Consider the following 23,336-nt stretch of genomic DNA (forward strand, 5'->3'; position numbering starts at 1 on the left):
ATACCTGCCGGCACGGGATATAAGAACCCCCGATAATCGCGTTATTTGCGTAACCAACGTCCCGTTCCAATGCCTGTACGCCCGTCAGCTCTCTTCCGAACCGTACGGTCCTGTGTGGCCAGCCTGCTGGTGGCCGGCTCGGGATTGCTTCTCAACAGCTGTATCCCCGACTTTCTGGTATCGAATCCGGACTGGGTGGTTATCGAACCCGGCGATCATGAATCGCTGCCCAAACGCAAAACGGGTGTACTGATCAGCCCCCACGACCTGACGGCTACCGTGACCTTCGACAGCACCTGTATCTACGACCTCAGCAGCGTCGACAATCAGGACTGGAACAAAGTATTCGGATTGGGCTTCGTTGGCTCGAAAGATCAGGATCTGGGGGCTGCCCCGCACCAGGTCGACGGGGCGCGGGTAGGCTGGCGCTGGAACCCGACCCGCCAGCGTATCGATCTGGCAGCCTACGTGTACGTGGGTGGGCAGCGCACCATGTTCAAGGTAGCCGAGACGGCCATCAACCAGCCCACCCGCATGACCATCAAAATTGACTACGACCGTAAGGTGTATCAGGTGCTGGGTGGTCAGCCCGTGCCGTTTACGCACGACAAAGTGTTTGCCTACAAAACGGGAGTTTATTTCGGGGGCAACGAACCCGCTCCGCATCAGATTCGGGTTAAAGTCGTGTACGATTAATGGCCGGCTATACCCCACTGCACGACTGGAATCTGACGCCCGCCGAAGCGGTGGCGCTGCAGCAGCAACTCCGTCATCAGATCCGGATCGACCCCCTCAGCCAGGCGCCCGAGACTATTGCAGGCTGCGATATCTCGTTCAACAAGTTTGAAGAAACCGTTTATGCCGGCATTGTAGTACTGCGGCTAGACACTCTCGAAACCATTGCCGAGTCGGCCGTGGTGAGTACCGCTCCCTTTCCTTACATCCCGGGCCTGCTTTCGTTCCGCGAGATTCCGGCCCTGCTCGATGCCTGGCAGCAGCTCCCCATCGAACCCGACGTGGTTATGTTCGACGGGCACGGCACCGCCCACCCTCGCCGAATCGGTATTGCTTCGCACGCGGGCCTGTTTCTCGACCGGCCCACGTTTGGCTGCGGCAAATCGGTGCTGGTGGGCCGGTACGATGAGCCGGGGCCGGAGCGGGGGTCGTGGTCGCCCATGCGCCACTACGGCGAAACTATTGGCGCGGCCCTGCGCACCAAAACCAACGTCAATCCGGTCTACATATCGCCGGGCCACCGCATCGACCTGGCCACCGCCATCGACCTCACTTTGCAGTGCGACGGAGGGCGCGCCGGCCTGAACCGGGGCAAGGGCTACCGCCTGCCCGAACCCACCCGCCGGGCTCACGAACTCGTCAATGCCCTCCGGCGGGGCGAACGCCCATCGATTTACCCATCATGAATCCCTATGAACCAACGTTTCCGCTCTTCTATACTGCCTCATTTGCTCAGCTGGTTATTGATCGTCTCCCTGGCACCAGGGGGTGCACAGGCTGCCCGCGTCGATACCGTGCAGGTGATGAGTACGGTTATGCAGCGGCCCATCAAATGCGTCATTATTCGGCCCGACAGTTACAAGAAGCGCAGGAATCGGTTTCCCGTGGTTTATCTGCTGCACGGCTACAGCGGCAATCATAGCGACTGGGTTACGAAAGCTCCCGCCCTGCCGGCCCTGGCCGACCAGTACCAGCAGCTGATTGTGTGCCCCGACGGCGCCAACAGCTGGTATTTCGACAGCCCCGAAAACTCAGCCCTGCGCTATGAGACGTTTGTGGGCACCGAACTGCCTGCCTTCATCGATGCTACGTACCGCACCATTCCCGACCGGCAGCACCGCGCCATAACGGGACTATCGATGGGTGGTCACGGAGCGCTTTATCTGGCCATCCGCCACCGCGACCGGTTTGCGCAGGCCGGCAGCCTGAGTGGTGGGGTCGATATCCGGCCCTTTCCGGCCAATTGGGAAATCCGTAAAACGCTGGGGGATCTGGCTACCCACGCCGATGCCTGGGAACGCAACACGGTAATCAACGTAGCCGACAGCCTGCGCGACGGCGATCTGCGGATCATGTTCGAATGCGGTACGGCCGATTTTTTTGCCGACGTTAACCGGGCGCTGCATCAGAAACTGATGGACCGTAAAATCAGCCACGATTATGCCGAGCGTCCCGGCGGCCACACCTGGGCCTATTGGCGAACGAACATCGAATACCAGCTCCTGTTTTTCAGCAAAGGATTTAGCGGCCAGCCGAACTAACGCTCGTAGAAACGCAGGCGGTTTTGCAGGCTCAGCAATTGGTCCTGCAGGCTTTCCATGCGGTCGAGCAGCGAAGCCACTACATCGAGGTCGGTGACATGGATGTGCAGGTCGCGGTGCAGCCGCACGAGTTTTTCGAGCTGGGTCAGCTGCGTAGGTGCTACGTAGACGGTATCGTTGACAACGGTGGTCTCGATCAAGCCGGTGTCGACCAGCGTGTCGACAAACGTAATCTCGACCTGGTGGTACACGCAGAAGTCACGGACGGGGATTAAGTGTACGGATTGCATGAGCTTTACCGGTTATAGGGTCGATAACTGACGAAACAGGTCTTTCTGCTCGTCGCTGAGGTTGGTGGGCAGCGTTACCTGCCAGGTGATGTACAGGTCGCCAAAGGCGCCGTCCTGTTTGTACACGGGAAAGCCTTTCCCTTTCAGGCGAACTTTCGTGCCGGTCTGGGTTTCGGGCTTAACGGTTAGCTTAACTTTCCCGTCGAACGTATCGACGATGCGCTCACCGCCCAGTACCGCTGTGTACAGGTCAATTGTCTCGTCGACGTAAAGGTCATTGCCCAGGCGCCGGAAGCGACTATCATCGGCGATAGCGAAGGTAATGTACAGGTCGCCGGCTGGACCGCCGTTGAGGCCGGGGGCGCCGTAGCCCGCCAGCTTGATCTTCTGCCCGTTTTCGATACCGGCCGGTACCGTAATGCGGATATTCTTGCCGTTGACGGTCAGGGTTTGCTTGTGGGTGGTATAGGCGTCGCGCAAATTGAGGTGCAGTTCAGCCTGAAAATCCTGCCCGCGAAACTGGGTTTGCCGCCCCCGGCCACCGGCTTCCTGCCCAAACATCGACGAAAAGAAGTCGGAAAAATCGGCCCCGCCGAAACCACCCGAGAAATCGTAGTCGTCGGCTCCGCCCTGGGTATAGGTCTGGCGCTGCTGCCGCTGCTGGCTCCGGGCCTGCTCGAACTGTTCGGCATGCTGCCAGTCTTTTCCATACTGGTCGTACTTCTTCCGCTTATCGGGATCGCTCAGCACTTCGTTGGCTTCGTTGAGCTGCTGAAATTTCTTGTGAGCTTCCTGATCGTTGGGGTTCAGGTCGGGGTGAAGTTTGCGGGCCAGTTTGCGGTAGGCCTTCTTGATTTCGTCGTCGGAGGCCGTTTTGGGTACGCCCAGCACGCTGTAATAGTCGATGAAATCCATACGAGTTGGTAAGAATGTGGGTACGCAGTCGACCAGAAGTTGGTGGTCTGCCCGGTTACCCCCATAACGGCAAACCGCCGGCGAAGGTTACCGGTTACGTCAACAATCAAGGCAGTGGGAATAAAACCGGGCGCTTTGGGGTTTGTGTCCTAAACCGCCATCCGTTATGGATACGCCAGCCCCCTACACCATCCCCGACCAGACCCACATCGGCCACGTTCATCTTAAAGTGGCCAACCTCGATCGGGCCCTGGCCTTTTACCGCGACCTGCTCGGCTTTTCGCTCGTTACGATGTATGGCACCGATGCCGCCTTTATCTCGGCCGGCGGCTACCATCATCACATCGGCCTGAATACCTGGTACAGCAAAGATGCGCCACCGGCTCCCGTCCGCAGCGCCGGTCTGTTCCATACCGCCATCGTGTACCCCACCCGGCGCGACCTCGCCGTGGCTCTCAAACGGCTGATCGATGCCGGTTATCCCATCTCGGGCGCATCGGACCACGGCGTATCGGAAGCCATCTACCTCAACGACCCCGACAAGAACGGCGTCGAACTGTACTGGGACCGTCCCCGCGATGCCTGGCCCCGGCTGGCCGACGGCTCCATCGAGATGTATACCCGCCCCCTCGACCTGCCCGGGTTACTGGGTGAGTTATAAACCAAACGACTCCCGAACCGGGAGTCGTTTGGCAGAATAGTGGTCTCGCAGCAACAAGGGCTACAGGGGTTTCAGCACGATATCGCGCCAGCGCACTTTGATGCCGCCCCCGTCGTGGATCTGCAGCGCGATGGATCCTTCGCCCGCGCCGATTTTCGCATCGTTCAGATCGACCATGGGCTGCCCGTTCAGAAACGTCTGTACGTGATCGCCTTCCACCCGGATGCGCATCGTGTTCCACTCGCCAGCTTTCAGGATCGACTCTTTTTCGTCGGGAATCTGAACCAGCCAGCCCCGGCCGTACGATTCGTAAATACCGCCCGTATCGTGATTGGGGGGCGCCACTTCGACCTGCCAGCCGCTTACTTTGGTACCCTCGATCGTTGACCGAAAGAAAACACCACTGTTGCCGTTGGCTTCCTGTTTGAACTGCAGCGTCAGATCGAAATTCTTGTAGAACTTCTCGGTCGCCAGGTAGCCATACTGCTTGTCGGGACCGCTCTCACATACCAGTTCGCCGTTATCAACGTACCATTTTTCGGTGCCGTAGGCTTTCCAACCCGTCAGATTTTTTCCATTGAACAGGCGGATGGCTTTTTTGGTCGGGGCGGTAAAGGCCAGCACGGCCAGCAGGCTGCACAGGGCAATAGCGTATTTCATGAGCGTTGATCAAAAGGGTTTACGTATAGACTGGGTAAAGCAAATTCGGGCCGAAGCCTCCTCGTACCGGTCAACAGACTAACGGGCCATTAGCACACAGACCGGCGCCGGCACCGACACCGATTTGCCGGTATAGGTCAGCTTGCCGGTTTGTTTGTTCATCCGGAAAATGGTGATCGTGTCGGTTTCCTGGTTGGCCACAAACACAAATTCGCCCTTCGGATCGATCAGGAAATTGCGGGGCGTTTTGCCCTCGGTTGGCTGATCGCCCAGCGATGTGAGCCGGCCATCGGCACCAATGGCGAAGATGGCCAGCGCGTTGCGCCCCCGGTTCGACTGGTACAGGAATCGACCCGACGGATCGATATGAATATCGGCACTTGTGTTGGACCCCGAAAAGGAAGCCGGCAGGGTTTTCACCCCGTCTTCGATGATCGTCAGGGCACCCGTCTGGGCGTTGCGGGCAAATACGGCTAACGATGAGGTCAGCTCTTCGACCAGGTAAGCAAATTTGCCCGAAGGGTGAAAAACCAGGTGGCGCGGGCCGGAGCCGGGCTTCACCGTAGCTACGGACGGCTTGGCCGGCGACACGGTATGGTTCGTGCTGTTGACGGCCAGAATGTTGAGCCGGTCGGTGCCCAGATCGGCCATGTACACAAACCGGCTGTCGGGCGCGAGTACGGCCGAGTGGGCGTGGGCCCGCTCCTGCCGCTGTGTGTTGGGCCCCGCGCCGGCATCCTGTACGCTGTCGGTTGCGGCCAGCAGATGCCCGTCGGGCCGGATGGGGAGCACCGCCATACTGCCGCCCCCGTAGTTGGCTACGAAGGCCGTCTGGCCCGCTTTATCGATGCTTACGTAGCAGGGACTGTTGCCCAGTGTCGATTCCCGGTTCAGAAACGTCAGCTTACCCGTGGCCGCATCAATGGCATAGGCCGACAGCGTACCGGCTTTGGCTGCGCCTAACTCGGCCCCCTCGTCGGTCGAATACAGGTAGCGCCCCGACGGGTGTATCGCCAGAAACGAGGGGTTCTTTGGGTTATCAACGGCCTGCACCGGTGTCAGGGTAACGGCTTTCCGATCGAACGCGAAAACGTAGATGCCTTTGCTGCCCCGCACCGAGTAGGTGCCAACGTACATCCGCTCAGGCTTTGTCTGGGCCAGGCCAGCACCGCCCGAGAGCAGTACGCCCAGGGCAATCAACAGGTGTTTTTTCATGTAGTAAGTAAGGGAATAAGACTACTTGTTCAACTGTCAACGCACCGGCCGGCCGGTGCGGTATCGACCGGGGCTCGATCAGGGCATATAGTTATCGATGGCGCCCCGCACGTTGCCATGCGCGGCCAGTAGCGACTCGGCCGTGGCCCGATCGACGCCCAGCTCGCTCATCACCATTTTAGCCGCCCGATCCTGCAGCTTGATGTTGGTCAGCTGCATGTCGACCATTTTGTTGCCCTTTACCCGACCCAGCCGAATCATAACGGCCGTCGAGATCATGTTCAGCACCAGCTTTTGGGCCGTGCCCGCTTTCATGCGGGTACTGCCCGTCACAAACTCGGGACCGACCACGACCTCAACCGGATACTCGGCTGCGGCTGCCACCGCCGAGCCGGCGTTGCAGACCACACAGCCTGTAAGCAGCCCGGCTGCCCGGGCCTCGTTCAGCCCACCAATCACGTAGGGCGTGCGGCCCGAGGCTGCAATACCGATAACGGTATCGTTGGCGTCGGGGTGATAGGGGGCGATGTCTTTCCAGGCCTGTTCGGCATCATCTTCGGCAAACTCTACCGCCTTCCGAATGGCACCGTCGCCCCCGGCCATCAGCCCGATCACCAGGTCGTGCGGTACGCCGTAGGTAGGCGGACATTCCGAGGCATCGACCACGCCCAGGCGGCCACTCGTGCCGGCCCCGATGTAAATCATACGCCCTCCCTGCTGCATGCGAGCAACAATCTGGCCTACCAGGGCTTCGATCTGCGGGATGGCCCGCTCCACCGCCATCGGTACCGTTTTGTCTTCTGTATTGATGTGGGTGAGCAGCTCATGTACGCTCATCTGCTCCAGATGGTCGTAGTGGGATGAAGTTTCGGTTGTCATGGCCCAAAAATAAGGCAATTTATAGTGGATCGGTAGGCTACTGCCTAAACCCCACCATGACCCGGCCGATGGCCCCGGTTGCACCGACCTGACCCCTATACCTTGAATTTACCCGTACTGGCTGGCCATTTTGGCCAAAATCGCTTGCCTTTTAGCAAAAGAAGAAGTTCCTTTACAGCGTTATTACACTATCAGCGAAATTTCGCTAATCGTTAAGTATGACTACCGAACAACCCGTTGCCACTGACCTGAACCGGTTCAGCCGTACGCTGACCCAGGAAATTTCGAACCCGGCTGCCAAAGCGATGCTGTTTGGCGTAGGCCTCACCGCCGACGACATGCAGAAACCGCAGATCGGCATTGCCAGCACCGGCTACGAGGGCAACACCTGCAACATGCACCTCAACGGCCTGTCGGTCTACGTGAAGCAGGGCATTCAGGCCAGCGGCCTGGTCGGGCTCATCTTCAACACCATCGGCGTATCGGATGGCATGACCAACGGCAACGATGGTATGCGCTATTCGCTGCCCAGCCGCGACCTGATTGCCGACTCGATTGAATCGGTGGTGACGGCCCAGTGGTACGATGGCGTCGTGACGGTAGTGGGTTGCGATAAAAACATGCCCGGCGCGGTGATGGCCATGGCCCGAATCGACCGGCCCGGTATCATGGTCTACGGCGGCACGATTCGCTCGGGCCACTACAAAGGCAAAAAACTCGACATCGTTTCGGCCTTCGAAGCCCTCGGCCAGAAGTATGCCGGTACCATCTCCGACGACGACTACGACGGCGTGGTGCGCAACGCCATACCGGGCGCCGGGGCCTGCGGGGGTATGTACACCGCCAATACCATGGCCAGCAGCATCGAGGCCATGGGGCTCAGCCTGCCGTTCAGCAGCAGCTACCCCGCTACCCACGAGGGTAAGCAGGAAGAATGCAAAAAAATTGGGGCCGCCATGCGCGTACTGCTCGAACGCAACATCACGCCCAAAGACATTATTACCCCCAGGTCGCTCGAAAATGCCCTGACGGTGGTGATGGCCCTGGGCGGATCGACCAACGCGGTGCTGCACTTCCTGGCCATTGCCCGCTCGGCCGACCTGCCCCTCTCGATCGACGATATTCAGGCGATCAGCAACCGGGTTCCGCTGCTGGCCGATCTGAAACCCAGCGGCAAATACTACATGGAAGACATGCTCGCCATTGGTGGGGTGCCCGCCGTGATGAAATACCTCTACCAGCAGGGCATGATCCACGGCGACTGCATGACCGTAACCGGAAAAACCGTTGCCGAGAATCTGGCCGAGGCACCCGACCTGAATTTTGATACCCAGCAGATCGTACGCCCTGTATCGAACCCCATCAAACCCACGGGCCATATCCAGGTGCTGCGGGGTAACCTGGCCCCTACGGGCGCCGTGGCCAAAATTACCGGCAAGGAAGGCGAGCGGTTCGAAGGCATTGCCAAAGTATGTGAGCACGAAGGCGAAGTGATCGACGCCCTGCAGTCGGGCCAGATCAAAGCCGGACAGGTCATCGTGATCCGGAACGCCGGCCCCAAAGGCGGCCCCGGTATGAGCGAGATGCTGAAACCCACTTCGGCCGTAATGGGGGCCGGCTTCGGCGACAAAGTGGCGCTTATCACCGACGGACGCTTCTCGGGCGGTACCCACGGTTTTGTGGTGGGCCATATTACCCCCGAGGCCTTTGAGGGTGGTCCCATTGCGCTGGTGCAGGATGGCGACCGCATTACCATCGACGCGGTAGGTCGTGAGCTGACCCTGCACGTATCGGACGAGGAACTCGCCGACCGGCGCAGCCGCTGGACCCCATCGGCCCCGCGCTTCACGAAAGGTGTGCTGGGCAAGTATATCCGCAACGTCAAGTCGGCCAGCGAAGGCTGCGTCACCGACGAAGTGTAGGCGACACCCCTGATTCCAATCAACAAATAACTACGAACTCAGCTAAACCGACCAGGTACCATGGAAACAATTGCCAGTGTCGTTCTTGATTCAACCAAAGTCGAATCGGTCAACGCCCTGCCGGCGCTCATGCCCGACGATACCCCCTTTATCAGTGGTTCGCAGGCGCTGATGCACGCGCTGGTCGCCGAAGGGGTCGACACGATTTTTGGGTATCCGGGCGGGGCCATCATGCCGGTGTATGATGCGCTGTATGATTTCCAGGACCGGGTCAACCATATACTGGTGCGCCACGAGCAGGGGGCCGGGCACGCAGCCCAGGGCTACGCCCGCATGCAAGGCCGCGCCGGCGTGTGTCTCGTCACGTCGGGGCCGGGCGCTACCAACCTCGTTACGGCCATTGCCGATGCCCAGATCGACTCGACCCCCCTGGTCTGCATTGTCGGGCAGGTCGGCAAGAAACTGCTGGGCACCGATGCGTTTCAGGAAGCCGACGTCATGGGTGTTACGATGCCCATCACCAAGTGGAACTACCAGATTACCGACGCCAACGAGGTACCGGAGATCATGGCCAAAGCGTTCTACATTGCTCAGTCGGGCCGGCCCGGTCCGGTACTGATCGACATTACCAAGAGCGCACAGCTCGAGCTGATGACCAAACCGTTTCGCTATGAACGCTGTAAGAGCCTGGTTAGCTACCGCCCACGCCTGGTTCCCAAGGCCGAACAGGTCGAAGCAGCCGCCAAACTGATCAACGAAGCCAAACGCCCTTACATTCTGGCGGGCCACGGTGTTCAACTGGCTAAAGCCGAAGACGAACTGCGGCAGCTGGCCGAAAAAGCCGGGATTCCGGTAGCCACCACCCTGCTCGGGCAGTCGACCATCCCGACCGATCACCCGCTGTACGTGGGCTGGCTGGGTATGCACGGCAACTACGGTCCCAACGTACAGACCGACCAGGCCGACGTGATCATTGCTATCGGCATGCGCTTCGACGACCGCGTGACGGGCGACGCCAGCAAGTTTATCCGACAGGCCAAAGTCGTTCATATCGAGATCGACCCCTCCGAAATCGGCAAAATTATCCGGGCCGATGCGCCGGTAGTAGGCGACGCCAAAGAAGTGCTGCAGGCCCTGATTCCGCTCGTCAACCCTAACGATTTCAGCGTATGGCGCAACGAGTTCCGGAAATTCGATGCCATCGAACACGAGCAGATCACCGTACCCGAGCTGACCAGCCAGGAAGGCAAGATCCGGATGGCCGAAGTGATCGATATGCTCTCGCAGAAAACGGGTGGCGAAGCCGTGCTGGTAACCGACGTAGGGCAGCACCAGATGATGGCCTCGCGCTACTACAAATTCCGGCGGCCCAACAGCCTTGTTACCTCGGGGGGCATGGGCACCATGGGCTTTGCGCTGCCAGCCGCGTTTGGCGCGCAGGTGGGCGCTCCCGACCGGCAGATCGTCGCCATCATTGGCGATGGCTGTTTTCAGATGACGCTGCAGGAGCTGGGCACCATCGTTCAGAACCGGCAGCCCGTGAAGGCCATCATTCTGAACAACAACTTTCTGGGTATGGTGCGGCAGTGGCAACAGCTGTTCCACCAGCGCCGATACTCCTTTGTGGAACTGCAAAACCCCGACTTCATCACCATTGCCCGGGGCTTTGGTATGGATGGCCACACCTGCGACAGCCGCAACAGCCTGTCGGATGCCCTCGACACGATGCTGGCTCACGACGGGCCTTACCTGCTCGAAGTGATTGTGGAGAAAGAAGAAAATGTATTTCCCATGGTGCCGGCCGGAGCCAGCGTTTCGCAGATTCGGCTCAAGTAAGTTCGTACCGGGCGGCCGGTGCCGTTCGTGGTTTGTGGTTCGCCGTTATCGGATTCTACAAACCACCAACCACAAACAAGACGTATGACCACCTACACGATTTGCATATTCACGGAAAATACGATCGGGCTGCTGAACCGCATTACGATCATTTTTACCCGTCGGCGTATCAACATCGAAAGCCTGACCGTGTCGGAAACTGAACGGAAAGGCATTTCGCGGTTTACGATCGTCATCAAACACGAATCGCGCGAAGAAGTCGAGAAACTGGTTCGGCAGATCCGCAAGATCGTTGAAGTATTGGCCGTGTTCGGCTACCTCAACGATGAGATTGTGTACAACGAGATTGCCCTCTTCAAAATATCGACCCCACTGGGCGGCAAATCGCTCGACGTCGAAACCATCAACAAGCAATACAAAGCCTGGGTGGTGTACTGGGGACTCGATTATGTGGTGATCGAAAAGACCGGCGACAACGACGCCATTTTTGACTTCTTCGCTTACCTGAAGCAGTATGAAATTCTGGAGTTTGTGCGCTCTGGCCGGGTAGCCGTGGGCAAAACCGAGAAAGGACTGGTCGAATACCTGCCCGAAGCCGACTGGGCCTACTACCTGTAACGAACCGATACATTTGTCCCGCCGTGAAAGACCTGATCGAAGCCTACCTGAACGCCTATAACCGGAAAGACGTAGCCGGCATGCTGGCCGTTGTGCACGATGACATTCGGTTTGAAAACGTATCGAATTCGGGGACTTCGATGACGCTGACCGGCAAACAGGCCCTCGAACAGCAGGCCGAACAGTTTCTTGCTGTCTTTTCGGAGCGAAATCAGGCCATTACAAGCCTGATCGTGGCCGGCAACCGGGCAGCCGCCGAGATCGACTACCGGGCTACGGTAGCCCAGGATTTGCCCAACGGCTGGAAAGCGAACCAGTCAATCACGCTGCATGGCGTTTCCATTTTCGAATCAAGGGACGGCAGACTGTGCCGTATCAGCGATTACAGCTAACTAAAATAAGTAACCCTCAAAACAAGAATACAAACCAAAGTAGCATTATGGCAACGATTAATTTCGGAGGAGTCGAAGAGCAAGTTGTAACGCGGGAAGAGTTTCCGCTGGAGAAAGCCCGTGAGGTGCTGAGCAATGAAACCATTGCCGTTATCGGCTACGGTGTTCAGGGCCCCGGTCAGTCGCTCAACATGCGCGACAATGGTTTCAACGTGATTGTTGGCCAACGCAAAGGCAAAACCTACGACAAAGCCGTTGCCGATGGCTGGGTTCCCGGCGAAACCCTGTTCGAAATCGAAGAAGCCCTCGAAAAAGGCACCATCATCTGCTTCCTGCTGTCGGATGCCGCCCAGATCGAACTGTGGCCAACCGTAAAGGCGGCTCTGAAACCCGGCAAATCGCTGTATTTCTCGCACGGCTTCGGCGTCACCTACAAAGAGAAAACGGGTATTGTCCCCCCCGCCGATGTCGACGTGTTCCTGGTGGCCCCCAAAGGCTCGGGCACCTCGCTGCGCCGGCTGTTCGTCGAAGGCAAAGGCCTCAACTCGAGCTTCGCCGTTTACCAGGACGCATCGGGTAACGCCCGTACCAAAGCCATTGCTATGGGTATCGGCGTAGGCTCGGGCTACCTGTTCGAAACCGATTTCTACAAGGAAGTAACGTCTGACCTGACCGGCGAGCGTGGCACGCTGATGGGCGCCATTCAGGGTATCTTTGCCGCTCAGTACGAAGTGCTGCGCGCCAACGGCCACAGCCCCTCGGAAGCCTTCAACGAAACGGTCGAAGAGCTGACCCAGTCGCTGATGCCGCTGGTAGCCGAAAACGGTATGGACTGGATGTACGCCAACTGTTCGACCACGGCCCAACGCGGTGCCCTCGACTGGTGGAAGCCCTTCCGCGACGCAACCAAGCCTGTTTTCGAGCAACTTTACAACTCGGTAAAAACCCAGGAGCAGGCCGAGATTAGCATCACCCGCAACTCACAGCCCGACTACCGCGAGAAGCTGGAAGTAGAGCTGGCCGAGCTTCGTGAGTCGGAAATGTGGCAGGCTGGTGCCGCCGTTCGCAGCCTGCGGCCCGAGCGTAGCTAGACTTTTCGCTTGATTGTCTTATAATCGGGTAGTGAACCGGCCGCAGGGTCTGTTTGCTACCCGATTTTTTTACTAGGTTAGCTGCCAATCTGGTTAAAAAAAGCGATGCGAACGGCAGCAATTGAGCACTTGTTTTTCTATTATTGTTTAAGTTGTTCGCTAATCCTTATATTCATCGGGCACTGGATATCAAATACTGCAATTTCTACACTCAAAAATTAATCTAAAATGATAAACAAAAAACTCTGGAACTTTTACAAAAACTCCAAAGAAGGAAAAGAAGCAATTGAATTATTCTCTTTAAAATCAGAAAATGATGACCTAGAGATGAAAATCAAAGACATTTCAAATAAATACAAGAGATTTTTAGGAAACCAATGCGATGAAGAATTTTTCTTAGAAGATACTGACCTCATCTATACTAGTATTCTTGCCGATAATCTTCTACCTCAAGACCATGAGAATTCATCGGATTATTTCTCAAGACTGATTGAGGACTTAGAGCTATTTTCAGTTGAGCAAGACGCAAACGGAGAATTAACAAGAATTGAAAATGAACCTCCCATTGTCAATAAACAAGACTTCAAAAAACTCTGCTCTATCCTACCAGAAATATCAATTGTACTATACTTTGACACCGACCTGTTCTTTATTCCAATTCTTTTTCGAGAACAATTTGACGTTTTTATTAAAATACTCGACTCTTTAGAAATTCCGATTCCTGAATTTCCGGCAAAATCAGACAAAAAAGGAAGGCTTTTATTATACAAACAAATAAACGAAAATATTGAAATTTTCTCAAAGGAAAATAATTTAACAATTGAAGAAACATGCGCATGTATCTATGATTTCTCTTTCATGCTACTTGAAGAAAACAAGGATTATAGTGAATTACCAGAACCCACTAACATTTGGCTGACAGGCGGAAGCAAAGAGGATTACCAAACATTCTTACAGAATCCGGTCGAAGGAGAAAAATCTGCCTGGACTTGCAATGAAAACACAAGGCGTGGTGACATCATAATAATGTATGTCCTTTCCCCGTACAGTTGTATACAGTCAATTTGGCGAGCAGACATTGACGGAATATATACCCCTTTCAATTATTATAATAGTAGAGCAAGAGTAACGAAGGGAATAATTGTCCCACACATAAGCTTAAAAGAGCTACAATCAGACCCATACTTCTCAAAACTCGGGATTACAAGGAAAAATTTTCAAGGAGTAAATGGCGTAAAATTTTCGGCAAAAGACTACAAAGAATTACAGCGCTTGCTGATAAAAAAAGATTTTGATATTTCCATTTTGCCACAACTATATCAACCCGACTTAAAAATTGAGGAAAATATAAAAAACGAAAAAGATGTCGAAGAAAGGCTACTCATTCCATTACTCTCTAAACTAGGATTTACGGAGAAAGATTGGACAAGACAGTTGTCACAAAAAGCCGGACGAAAAGAAAAAGCAATTCCCGACTTTGTGTTTTTCCCAAAAGGCGAAATTCATTATCAAAATGCACCATTAGTTATTGAAGCTAAGTTTAATATGAGTTCAAGTATTGAGCGAACACAATCGTACAACCAAGCATTTTCATACGCAAGAATGATGAAATCGCAGTTGTTTGGCATATGCGATAAAGACAGAATAGTTATTTATAGAGAGAGTAAAGGAGTTTTTGATCGGTTCAATCCGATATTCGAAAAGCACTGGCAAAATATAAATGATCCTGAAATATTTAACAAACTAAAACTAATAATTGGCAAAGATGTAGTAAGAAATTTAAGCAATATATAATTTTAGGCTTTCTAAAATAAAACATAAAAAAGCAAATACATAAGTGCAATAACTTTGTAAGTTAAAACTAAATCTATTTTCAATCACAACACTTATTTTAAGTGAGAACAGAACATCTAAAAGGTTTAAACAAACAATCAGGTACGCGTATATTCCTATCTGTACTTGCTTTTAGTCTTTTATTCACAATAGGATATCTATTCAACAAAACTATTGTAGCGGACAGGAAAATTTTTCAATTGAACTTTGTCGCTTTGCTGCTCGGTTTAACTTTTGAATATAAGCGTATAGTCAAGCAATGGACAACTGTGTTATGGACTGCGTTTACGGCGTTTATCTTTAGCTTTTTTGGCTTCGTACAATACAAAGGCGAAAAAACTTATTCATTTATTGACCATCTGGAGCGTTGGCCATATTTCTTCTTAGGTTTTTTTATAGTATTCGCTACGATTGTTTACGTAGAGGAAGGACCTAAAAAAATTACAGAAGGCATTACCCTATTGATGACTATATCTTTCAATTATTGGTTTATAGCCACTGGACACTGGAAATCAGATCACATCTTAATGAAGGGTTTTCTTTTACTAAATTTGCTTCTTTCGGGATTCTCAGTTTTCAACTCGCTTTCATACAGAGCTCTTAACAGCAATACAAGATTACTACTAAGTATCTGGACTGCACTGCTCACACTTGTGTTGGCGACTGACAATATACTGAAGCTTTATAAACTAAGAGACATCGAACATTCAACAAATCTGGACTCAGCAATTCTAGTTTTCCTGAAATTTTTCTTCTTGGGCATATCCAGCATTTACATTGCACAAAACATTGCCCTTATTGGCGCCTACTTTCCAGGTAAGGGTTTCGTAGAAAACAGTAGAGATATAAACAAGAAACATGTAGACCGGTTTTCAAACGACCAGGTTTATATTGGCGAGTCGATCATTATCATCTTCATTAGCTGCTCAGTATACACGTTGAATTACCTCATTAATTTTGCTTCCGTAAACTTTACAATCTGGATGAATATCGCGTTAGCACCAGTTTTATTATTCCTGATACATAAGTTTTTACGGTAAGGGGCCTGCAAACACTATTGTGTCTGATAAGCAAACGTAAACTAATGGCAAGCCCCAGTTTTGATACCAGTGTGTGATTACTCATCGGCCATTGTTCCTGATGTCGTCAAACAGCTTTTAAGCCACGGCATCGATTATGGGCCAACAGATTACACAGTTCCAGCCCGCAGCCCGGTCGGTTATCTACTCCTGCCGGATGTTATATCAACAGGCAAAAGCATCTGCATACTCATACTACAGTCAACTTAAGTAGCCTATCAGACTGTGTCGTCGTAAAGCACGTTTGCTGTTCAGCCAGTACTCGATGGCCGGCTGTTCGCGCCAGTCACCAACGGGTATCAGCGATGCGCCGTACATCCTATTCCGGTTGCGGTCGACAGAACAAGGGCCAATCTTTGCCGCTCGCTGAGTGCCCGGACTCATAAACTTCACGGTACGGTCATGTGATACCGGCGTAGTCGACATGGAGATGCCCCGTTCTCAGCCTTTTGCCAAACCTCAGCCTTCGCTACATGCCCCCTAAAGCCCACTTCATTTCGACCGCATTTTTCCTGCTAACGCTGATAACTCTACCAGCACTCGTGTTTTCGCAATCAGTGGATTTTGCGATTCAGGCCGTAACCTTTGACAGCCAGGGTGTCACACTTGCTGGCTCTGTGCTGACGCCCAAAAAAATAACAGCCGCCGTTGTCATTGTGCATGGATCTGACCCCGTAAAACGAGAAATGGAATTCGCCAGACGGCTGGCCAAAGAAGGCATTGCCGTGTTGACTTACGACAAGCGTGGCGTGGGTGAGTCAGGCGGTGTCTACGCAGGGCCAACGGTTGGCACCAATAACATCGATACAACGAACCTTACGCTGCTGGCTAACGATGCCAGCGTAGCCGTAAGCACCTTGCGAAAACACCTCACCGACAGGAAAATACCGATTGGCCTAGTTGGCTTCAGTCAGGCAGGGTGGATAATCCCGGTTGCTGCCAGCAAAAATCCGCTGGTATCGTTTATGGTTTTGTTTAGCGGCCCAACCATTACAACGCTGGAGCAACTCCGGTTTCAGTTCTATACGAATGGCGACACTGCTTTCTGGGAAAAGCATACCGAAGCAGAAGCGCGCGAGCATATCAAAAACGATGCTGACCGGTACCAGTTTACGACGACAGACCCGAAAAACTCCCTCATGAAGCTATCGATTCCCGGACTTTGGCTCTTTGGCGAACAGGATATACAGATTCCCGTAAAACTGTGCATGGAGCAACTGAATACACTTAAAGCCCAGGGCAAGCCGTTCGACTATTGCTTGTTTCCGGCCCTCGGGCATAATACGGTTTCTGACACAACACCCTTCGCCATTTCCGCTCAATGGATAAAACAGCATGTTTCGACAAAATTGAGCACTTTAAAATAGATCCTCCACGCCCAGTGTAGCCATGTAAGGCCAGTGCGTAGGGTAAGAGCCTACTTTATTGGCGGGCAGGTCGGGCAATCTCGTTGAGTAGTATGGTCAGATCGTTGTTCATGAGTTGAATATCGGTTTCCAGCTGCCCCAGCATGGAAGCCCGCACGGTCAGTTCTTCGGCCGTATAGGTATCGCCATTACCAAAATAGTCGACCTCCCGGCGCCCCGGCGTACGTGCTTTTTTCGCCCCGGCGTCCAGCTTTACCAGCATTTCCCAGCGTCGGCGAAGCGCGTCGATCGGCGAAGGAGCACCGGCCGATTTGGGGTGGTTCAGGTAGTACCAGACCAGTGGCGGAAACGTGCTGGATGTCCGCGCCCGCGTCCAGATGTCGCGCAGGGGATTACGCTGATGCGCATAGGTAGCCCGGGGCGGTTTCTGCCGCAGGGCCAGCACCCCCAGCCCCCCCTCACCTACCCCGCCGGCAATGTGAAACCAGTCGGCCGTTCTGGGCTGCTCGTGCAGGTTGAGCAGGCTGGCCCCGATAATGGCTACTGCCCCGATCGTAATTGCACTAATGGTCATGCGCTTTTCGCGGCTGTTCTCCCGCCGGGTCAGCAGGGTAGCCGTCAGGTTGGCGCGTTTGGCATCGCAGGCCACAAGCGCAGTGGCGGCAGCGATGTCGAAACTGGCCAGTTGCAGCTGATCGGTCAGGCGTTGCCGGAGCGTCAGGTAGTCGGCCGACAGGGTACCGCCAGCCGCCTGTTGCCGCTCCAGACGGGTGAGTTGCGCCAGTAGCGTTGGCAACCCGACAGCCTGGGCCATTCGCAGCCCCCGCTTGCCGAACCGACGCCGAAGCAACGAATCGTCGGCCGAACCGCGTGCCACATCGACGGGGTGGAACACGTAGCCCGATGTACCGCTGGAGTCGATCACGCAGTTGTCGCTGGCAATCTGATTCAGGGTAAGGCTGGCCTGCCGGTTCGACAGGCATCCGGTCAGGGTTGTACCGAACAGAAGACCGCAGACCAGGCCCGTCCAGTGCGTAGACACGTAACTTAATCGATTCATATACATAACGTTGCGATTTATCGGGCGAGACAGTGGGTCAGAACGTGACCATCTCGTACAGAACGGATTCAAACGCACTGGCGTCGACGCTGAAGCCGCCCCTGAGCGGGTTGTTCATGGCGGCTGTCAGAAATAACAGCGAGCCCAGCAGCAGGGCAATCAGTGCGGTCAGGGCCAGTTGAATACGAAATGGGTGGCTAACGAAAAACCAGGAAATCGCTACGTTGATCAGGGCACCCAGCAGAATTACCCACCAGAGCAGTGGCGGCAGGTCGGCCTGATCGCCCCGTAGCCGTAACCGGTGCGCAATCAGCAGCTCGTTCAGTTGGTTGATGGCCTGCTGGTGAACCACGTTCATGCGGGGCGTAGCAGGAGCAAAATCGAACAGGTGGTTTTTAAACGAACGCAATATGATACTACTGGCCTGCGGTACCCGGCCCCGATGGTGGGCGGGCCAGTCCTGCTCGATTACGGCCCGCACGTAGGCTTTCAGTTCCTGCTGATAAGCCCGCCGGTAGGGTTCGGGATAGGTAGCCATGTCCTGATACAGAGCAGCCGTGATGGTAGCCTCCTCGTCGACCTGACCCGACAATTCCTGAAAATTGCTCCAGACCCCAGCCGCTACCAGCCCCAGCAGGATCCCGTAGATTACGCCCGATGCGCCCAGGAAGTAACTGACCAGATCATTATGATCGGCCTGATTGGTTACACGGGCCATTACCCAGGGACGCATCAGTACCAGCCCTACTACCGAAAATAGCAGACTTATGCCGCAGCAAAGTGCGAAGAGCAAACTGTTGGATAAGGTATAGATCCAGTCCATGGGTAGCATTGGCCTCCGTGACGGAGTCAGGAAAAAAGAACGAGGCCCATCCGTCAGCGGTAGAGGTGATACAGCCAGACGATGCCAAGCGTACATAGCAGCGGTATGGTCATGACCAGCGCCCCCAGCCGCAGGAATGTCCAGGCCCCAACCGACTGCCCTTCCCGACGCAGGGCCACGAGCCAGAGAATAGTAGCCAGCGATCCCGTCACCGACAGGTTGGGCCCCAGATCGATGCCGATCAGAATGGCGCTCTTGACCATATCCGGAATCGGCCCGGCCTGCACCGCTGTGCCGGCAATGAGCCCGGCCGGCAGGTTATTGATCAGGTTACAGGCCAGGGCAATGCCAACCCCACTAAGCCAGGTTGCTTCGGTTGCCGACCGGGCCGACAGCGTCTGGAGGAGCGTGGCCAGGTCCTGAATGACGCCCGTTGTCAGTAGCCCTTCGACCAGCACAAAGAGGCCAGCTACCAGCGGCAGTACGCCCCATGATACATCGCGGATGACCTGCCAGGGGCCTTTCCGGACCCGCACCAGCACCAGTATCGACGTCAGCAGGCCGGTGATGGCCGTCGGCAGGCCCAGTGGTACGGCGAGCGCCGACGCCACGAGCAACACCAGGGCCGTTACGCCGATACCGACCAGGGCGAGCCGGCCACCCGCTGATAAGGTCGGGATGCGGATAGCCGTTTCGATCGATTCGGACAGGGCCGCCCGCTGGGTAAACCGCAGCACCACGAAGGTCATACCGATCGACACCACCGACGGCAGGGTATACTGCGCCAGCCAGGCCAGCAGGGGCGGCATGTGGGTGCCATAGATAACGAGGTTAGCCGGGTTGGAGATGGGTAGCACAAACGACGCGGCATTGGCAATGAATGCGCAGATAAACAGATAGGGCAGGGGATTCCGGACCTTAGCAGCCTTGACGGCAGCCGCTACGGCCGGCGTCAGCACAACTGCCGTGGCATCGTTCGAGAGTAGGGCCGTTACACCAATACCCACCAGGTAGATCAGACCAAACAGGCGTGATGCCGATCCGTTGGCCTGCCGGGTTGCGTAGGCAGCCAGCCAGTCGAATAGTTTCTCGGCCCGGGCTGTCTCGGCCAGCAACATCATGCCCGTCAGAAACAGGTATACGTCGGTGCCCCGGGCTATGCCGGCCAGACTCTCGGCCGGTGTAATCAGCCCCAGCGCCACCAGCAGTACGGCGCCCCCCACCGCCCAGACGTATTCGGCCAGATTGAATGGCCGAACGATAACGCCCGCAATGGCAAAAAATGTAATGATCCAGATAAAAATAGGTGTCATGCGTATGTGCTGATTATAACCCGGTATTGGGGCTATCGTCCCCATCTGTCAAACGGCAAAGGTACCGCCCGGCCAACGCCTGACATGATCACCGACTCGCCACGTCAGCCTGATCATCGATCAGGCCGGTACAGCGTCTGGCATACCAGTATCACAGGCTGATTTAAGCGCGCTGGCAAACACCAGCCAGAGCAGGATCGACACAGAAGCGAAACTTCCCAGTATCAGAAACGTGGGGGCATAGCCCAGCTGCTGCGCCATCCAGCCTCCAATGGCCGGGCTCAGGGATGCGCCCAGCCCCTGCACGGTCATGACAGCGCCCTGCCCGATGTTGATGCGTCCCGTTCCGTTGAGCAGGTGCGCTACCAGCCCCGGCACAGCCACGCTTTGCAGACCAGCCCCGACGCCATCCAGGATCTGCACCGGATACAGGCCGACCTCACTGGTCAGGCAAGCCGCGATGAAGCCGCGCAGGGGCAGGGCCAGAAACGAGACCAGCATAACCAGCCAGTAGCCCCGCTTCTCGGCCATCCGCATGGCCACCAGCGATACCACGATCATGGTTAGCTGGGCAATGATGATGGTCATGGCCACAAATCCGGTGGCGTTGCCGGCTTTGTGCGTTGCCGCGGCCAGGCCATAAAGCGGCAACATGGCGCCGTTGCCAAGGTGAAAACAGGCCAGCGCGGCCGCCAGAATCAGCAGGGGTTTGTTGGTAAGCAGCACCTGCACGCCGGTAGCTCCGGCTGAATCGTCATTCTTATGCTTGTCGGGCAGGCCCCGGGCGGCCTCATCATCGATGGCCCTGGCCGGAATGAGCAGCACCGACACGATGGCCAGCACACCGAACACGGCGGCCAGTATGAACACGGCCGGCATACCAAAACGCATCCCCAGATACCCCGATAGCCCGGCCCCCACAACGTTGCCCGCGTGGTTATACGCCTGGTTGTAGCCATTCTGCCGGTTGAAGCCTTTCTGCCGAACCAGGCCCAGCGTGATCCCTACTACCCCTGGTCCAATGGCGGAGCCGGCAACGGCCGTAGCTACCTGCGAAACACTGACCAGCCAGAACTCCTGCGACAACAGAATGATCCCAGAGGCCAGCGTTGTGAACAGGGCTGCAATAACTACATACGTTCGTTTGCGTTTGGTCGCGTCGATCAGCGCACCCGCCGGGGCAGTCATCAGCATACCGGCGACCCCGCCGATCGTCATGACCGATCCAATAAGACCGCTCTGCCAGCCGTGTGCCAGCAGGAACACACCCAGAAACGGGCCAACCCCAGCCTGCATGTCGGCCATAAAAAAATTCAGGGCCTGCAGGGGCCAGAGTACCCGACGTTTGTCTAAGGTGGTTTGCTTCACTTGACTCATTAGTTCGGGTTGGGTAAATCGGCCTGTCGTTCTTTTGCTTACCGACGCGTCATGTCAATCAACAGGACGTACGGCTCGCTCAGCGAAAAACTATGCCACGACAAGACAAGCTGACTAACGCACTGATTAATAAGCTACTGTTTTAGCTTTAATGAGTCTTTAATGCACCTTATGCTGGTATTATTACTCACTTATGAGGAAACCTATGCCTACTCACCGTACCAGTAGCCAGCCGATAGTTCCTTCGTCCCGACAGACCGATAGATGTGAAAAAGGGAGTTCCGATAACTGATCCCGGAGCAAAGCTACCGGGGCCACATGAAGCTCGCCTGAATGACAGATTAATTTATCTTCACAATTGGGAGTCCTGAAGCCGGGCTGTCCTGTTAAGAACTCAGGAGCCAATGCTGCCCAGGGCGGCCAGCATTTTGTAACTTTGTTTAAAACCTCATCAGCAACTGCCGTGGTAGATACCGACAAGCCCCTTCTTACCCCCGATCTCGATAATATCTACCTCGCAGCCGACCGTCTGCGGGGCGTAGCCGTGCACACGCCCCTGCAGGAAAATCTAAATCTATCCGATCGGTATGGAGCCAACATTTTCCTGAAGCGTGAAGATCTGCAGGTGGTCCGGTCCTACAAAATTCGGGGTGCCTACAACAAAATGGCCAGCCTCTCGGCCGACGAACTGGCCAAAGGCGTGGTCTGTGCCAGCGCCGGAAACCACGCGCAGGGTGTAGCGTACGCCTGCCGAAAAATGGCCGTGAAGGGTACGATATTCATGCCGACTACCACACCCAACCAGAAGGTAAAGCAGGTGAAGCTGTTCGGGAAGGAGTTTGTCGATGTGGTACTGATCGGTGATACGTACGACGATGCGTATTTCGCAGCGAATGCCTATGTGCAGACCCACGACAGTACCTTCGTTCACCCGTTCGACGATGTGCTGGTGATGGAAGGTCAGGGCACCGTTGGACTCGAAATTTTTAAAGACGCCAACTTCAAGATCGATTACATCCTGATGGCCATTGGTGGCGGGGGCCTGGCGGCTGGTGTATCGACCATTTTCCGGCAGCTCAGCCCCAAAACCAAACTGATCGGCGTTGAGCCGCTGGGGTCGCCGTCCATGAAGGTGTCGATCGATCAGGGCCATGTGGTACCCCTCGACCATATCGACAAGTTTGTCGACGGAGCAGCCGTGAAGCGGGTAGGAGATACCACCTTCGCCGTTTGCCGCCAGAACCTCGACCAGGTCGTTCTGGTACCCGAAGGCAAAGTCTGCACGACTATTCTGCAACTCTACAACGAAGAAGCCATTGTGGCCGAGCCGGCCGGTGCCCTGAGCATTGCCGCCCTCGATTTGATCAAAGACGAGATCAGGGGCAAAAACGTGGTTTGTCTGGTGGGTGGAGGCAACAACGACATCACCCGAACCGAGGAAATCAAGGAAAGGTCGCTGCTCTACGAAGGTCTCAAACACTATTTCATTATCCGGTTTCCACAGCGGTCCGGTGCTTTCCGCGACTTCCTGAATGTGCTGGGACCTACCGACGACATCACCCGTTTCGAATACGCCAAGAAAACCAACCGCGAAACCGGTCCGGCCCTGGTGGGTATCGAGCTCAAGAACCGCGACGATTTCGAACCGCTCATCGAGCGCATGCAGGCGCAGAACATCGTATTCGAACATGTCAACGATAAGCCCGACCTGTTCCAGTTCCTGATCTAA

General features: G+C 55.2%; 22 protein-coding genes. 13 read left to right on the forward strand and 9 right to left on the reverse strand.

The window, feature by feature from the left end; genetic code table 11:
• Positions 1-69 precede the first annotated feature (69 nt).
• From ACYVAC_RS22835 to ACYVAC_RS22845, 3 genes are read left to right on the forward strand one after another with little or no spacing between them, the layout of a single operon-like run.
• Positions 70-696, forward strand: coding sequence for a hypothetical protein (locus ACYVAC_RS22835; RefSeq protein WP_461100140.1), 627 nt, complete (start codon positions 70-72; stop codon positions 694-696).
• Positions 696-1,421: a deoxyribonuclease V gene (gene nfi / locus ACYVAC_RS22840; protein ID WP_461100141.1), complete on the forward strand. Its 726-nt coding sequence runs from the start codon at positions 696-698 to the stop codon at positions 1,419-1,421. Before ACYVAC_RS22835 ends, nfi begins: the two co-directional genes overlap by 1 nt.
• Positions 1,422-1,427: 6 nt before the next feature.
• Complete coding sequence (locus ACYVAC_RS22845; RefSeq protein ID WP_461100142.1) at positions 1,428-2,276, forward strand: alpha/beta hydrolase; 849 nt, start codon at positions 1,428-1,430, stop codon at positions 2,274-2,276.
• Here ACYVAC_RS22845 and ACYVAC_RS22850 read toward each other — a convergent pair.
• Positions 2,273-2,566, reverse strand: a complete 294-nt coding sequence (locus ACYVAC_RS22850; RefSeq protein ID WP_461100143.1) for a chaperone modulator CbpM — start codon at positions 2,564-2,566, stop codon at positions 2,273-2,275. The genes ACYVAC_RS22845 and ACYVAC_RS22850 overlap by 4 nt on opposite strands.
• Before the next feature lie 12 nt (positions 2,567-2,578).
• Positions 2,579-3,481, reverse strand: coding sequence for a DnaJ C-terminal domain-containing protein (locus tag ACYVAC_RS22855; RefSeq protein ID WP_461100144.1), 903 nt, complete (start codon positions 3,479-3,481; stop codon positions 2,579-2,581).
• Between the two features lie 166 nt (positions 3,482-3,647).
• Between ACYVAC_RS22855 and ACYVAC_RS22860 the strand changes: the two genes are divergently transcribed.
• Positions 3,648-4,142 (forward strand): VOC family protein, encoded by a 495-nt coding sequence (locus ACYVAC_RS22860; protein WP_461100145.1) that lies wholly within the window; start codon positions 3,648-3,650, stop codon positions 4,140-4,142.
• A gap of 60 nt (positions 4,143-4,202) precedes the next feature.
• Here the strand turns inward: ACYVAC_RS22860 and ACYVAC_RS22865 are convergent, their stop codons facing one another.
• The 3 genes from ACYVAC_RS22865 to murQ form a co-directional block, all read right to left on the reverse strand.
• Complete coding sequence (locus tag ACYVAC_RS22865) at positions 4,203-4,802, reverse strand: 3-keto-disaccharide hydrolase (RefSeq protein WP_461100146.1); 600 nt, start codon at positions 4,800-4,802, stop codon at positions 4,203-4,205.
• Between the two features lie 78 nt (positions 4,803-4,880).
• Positions 4,881-6,017 (reverse strand): lactonase family protein, encoded by a 1,137-nt coding sequence (locus ACYVAC_RS22870; protein WP_461100147.1) that lies wholly within the window; start codon positions 6,015-6,017, stop codon positions 4,881-4,883.
• A gap of 78 nt (positions 6,018-6,095) precedes the next feature.
• Positions 6,096-6,896 carry an N-acetylmuramic acid 6-phosphate etherase gene (murQ, locus tag ACYVAC_RS22875; protein WP_461100148.1) on the reverse strand — a complete coding sequence of 267 codons (801 nt, stop codon included), beginning with the start codon at positions 6,894-6,896 and terminating at the stop codon, positions 6,096-6,098.
• A 218-nt stretch (positions 6,897-7,114) separates the two neighbouring features.
• Between murQ and ilvD the strand changes: the two genes are divergently transcribed.
• The 8 genes from ilvD (at position 7,115) to ACYVAC_RS22915 (ending at position 17,034) form a co-directional block, all read left to right on the forward strand.
• Positions 7,115-8,818, forward strand: coding sequence for a dihydroxy-acid dehydratase (gene ilvD / locus ACYVAC_RS22880; RefSeq protein ID WP_461100149.1), 1,704 nt, complete (start codon positions 7,115-7,117; stop codon positions 8,816-8,818).
• Between the two features lie 60 nt (positions 8,819-8,878).
• Entirely contained in the window at positions 8,879-10,654 is a 1,776-nt protein-coding gene (gene ilvB / locus ACYVAC_RS22885) for a biosynthetic-type acetolactate synthase large subunit (protein WP_461100150.1), read from the forward strand.
• A gap of 84 nt (positions 10,655-10,738) precedes the next feature.
• Positions 10,739-11,272, forward strand: a complete 534-nt coding sequence (gene ilvN / locus ACYVAC_RS22890; protein WP_461100151.1) for an acetolactate synthase small subunit — start codon at positions 10,739-10,741, stop codon at positions 11,270-11,272.
• A 23-nt stretch (positions 11,273-11,295) separates the two neighbouring features.
• Positions 11,296-11,664, forward strand: a complete 369-nt coding sequence (locus tag ACYVAC_RS22895) for a nuclear transport factor 2 family protein (RefSeq protein WP_461100153.1) — start codon at positions 11,296-11,298, stop codon at positions 11,662-11,664.
• Positions 11,665-11,711: 47 nt separating this feature from the next.
• Positions 11,712-12,755: a ketol-acid reductoisomerase gene (ilvC, locus tag ACYVAC_RS22900; protein ID WP_461100154.1), complete on the forward strand. Its 1,044-nt coding sequence runs from the start codon at positions 11,712-11,714 to the stop codon at positions 12,753-12,755.
• Positions 12,756-12,983: 228 nt separating this feature from the next.
• Positions 12,984-14,549, forward strand: coding sequence for a hypothetical protein (locus ACYVAC_RS22905; protein WP_461100155.1), 1,566 nt, complete (start codon positions 12,984-12,986; stop codon positions 14,547-14,549).
• Between the two features lie 101 nt (positions 14,550-14,650).
• The gene (locus tag ACYVAC_RS22910; protein ID WP_461100156.1) at positions 14,651-15,628 is read left to right on the forward strand and encodes a hypothetical protein; all 978 of its coding nucleotides are present in this window, start codon (positions 14,651-14,653) and stop codon (positions 15,626-15,628) included.
• A gap of 512 nt (positions 15,629-16,140) precedes the next feature.
• The gene (locus tag ACYVAC_RS22915; RefSeq protein WP_461100157.1) at positions 16,141-17,034 is read left to right on the forward strand and encodes an alpha/beta hydrolase family protein; all 894 of its coding nucleotides are present in this window, start codon (positions 16,141-16,143) and stop codon (positions 17,032-17,034) included.
• 55 nt (positions 17,035-17,089) lie between these two features.
• Here ACYVAC_RS22915 and ACYVAC_RS22920 read toward each other — a convergent pair whose 3' ends face one another.
• The 4 genes from ACYVAC_RS22920 to ACYVAC_RS22935 all read right to left on the reverse strand — a co-directional run bounded on the left by ACYVAC_RS22920 (position 17,090) and on the right by ACYVAC_RS22935 (position 21,607).
• Complete coding sequence (locus ACYVAC_RS22920; RefSeq protein WP_461100158.1) at positions 17,090-18,094, reverse strand: hypothetical protein; 1,005 nt, start codon at positions 18,092-18,094, stop codon at positions 17,090-17,092.
• 37 nt (positions 18,095-18,131) lie between these two features.
• Positions 18,132-18,917: a bestrophin-like domain gene (locus ACYVAC_RS22925; RefSeq protein ID WP_461100159.1), complete on the reverse strand. Its 786-nt coding sequence runs from the start codon at positions 18,915-18,917 to the stop codon at positions 18,132-18,134.
• A gap of 53 nt (positions 18,918-18,970) precedes the next feature.
• Complete coding sequence (locus tag ACYVAC_RS22930; protein ID WP_461100160.1) at positions 18,971-20,230, reverse strand: arsenic transporter; 1,260 nt, start codon at positions 20,228-20,230, stop codon at positions 18,971-18,973.
• 120 nt (positions 20,231-20,350) lie between these two features.
• A complete protein-coding gene (locus ACYVAC_RS22935) occupies positions 20,351-21,607 on the reverse strand; it encodes an MFS transporter (protein ID WP_461100161.1) in 1,257 nt (418 codons plus the stop codon).
• A 463-nt stretch (positions 21,608-22,070) separates the two neighbouring features.
• Between ACYVAC_RS22935 and ilvA the strand changes: the two genes are divergently transcribed.
• On the forward strand, positions 22,071-23,336 hold the full coding sequence (gene ilvA, locus ACYVAC_RS22940; protein ID WP_461100162.1) for a threonine ammonia-lyase: 1,266 nt from the start codon (positions 22,071-22,073) through the stop codon (positions 23,334-23,336).

The organism is Spirosoma luteolum (genome assembly GCF_054778875.1).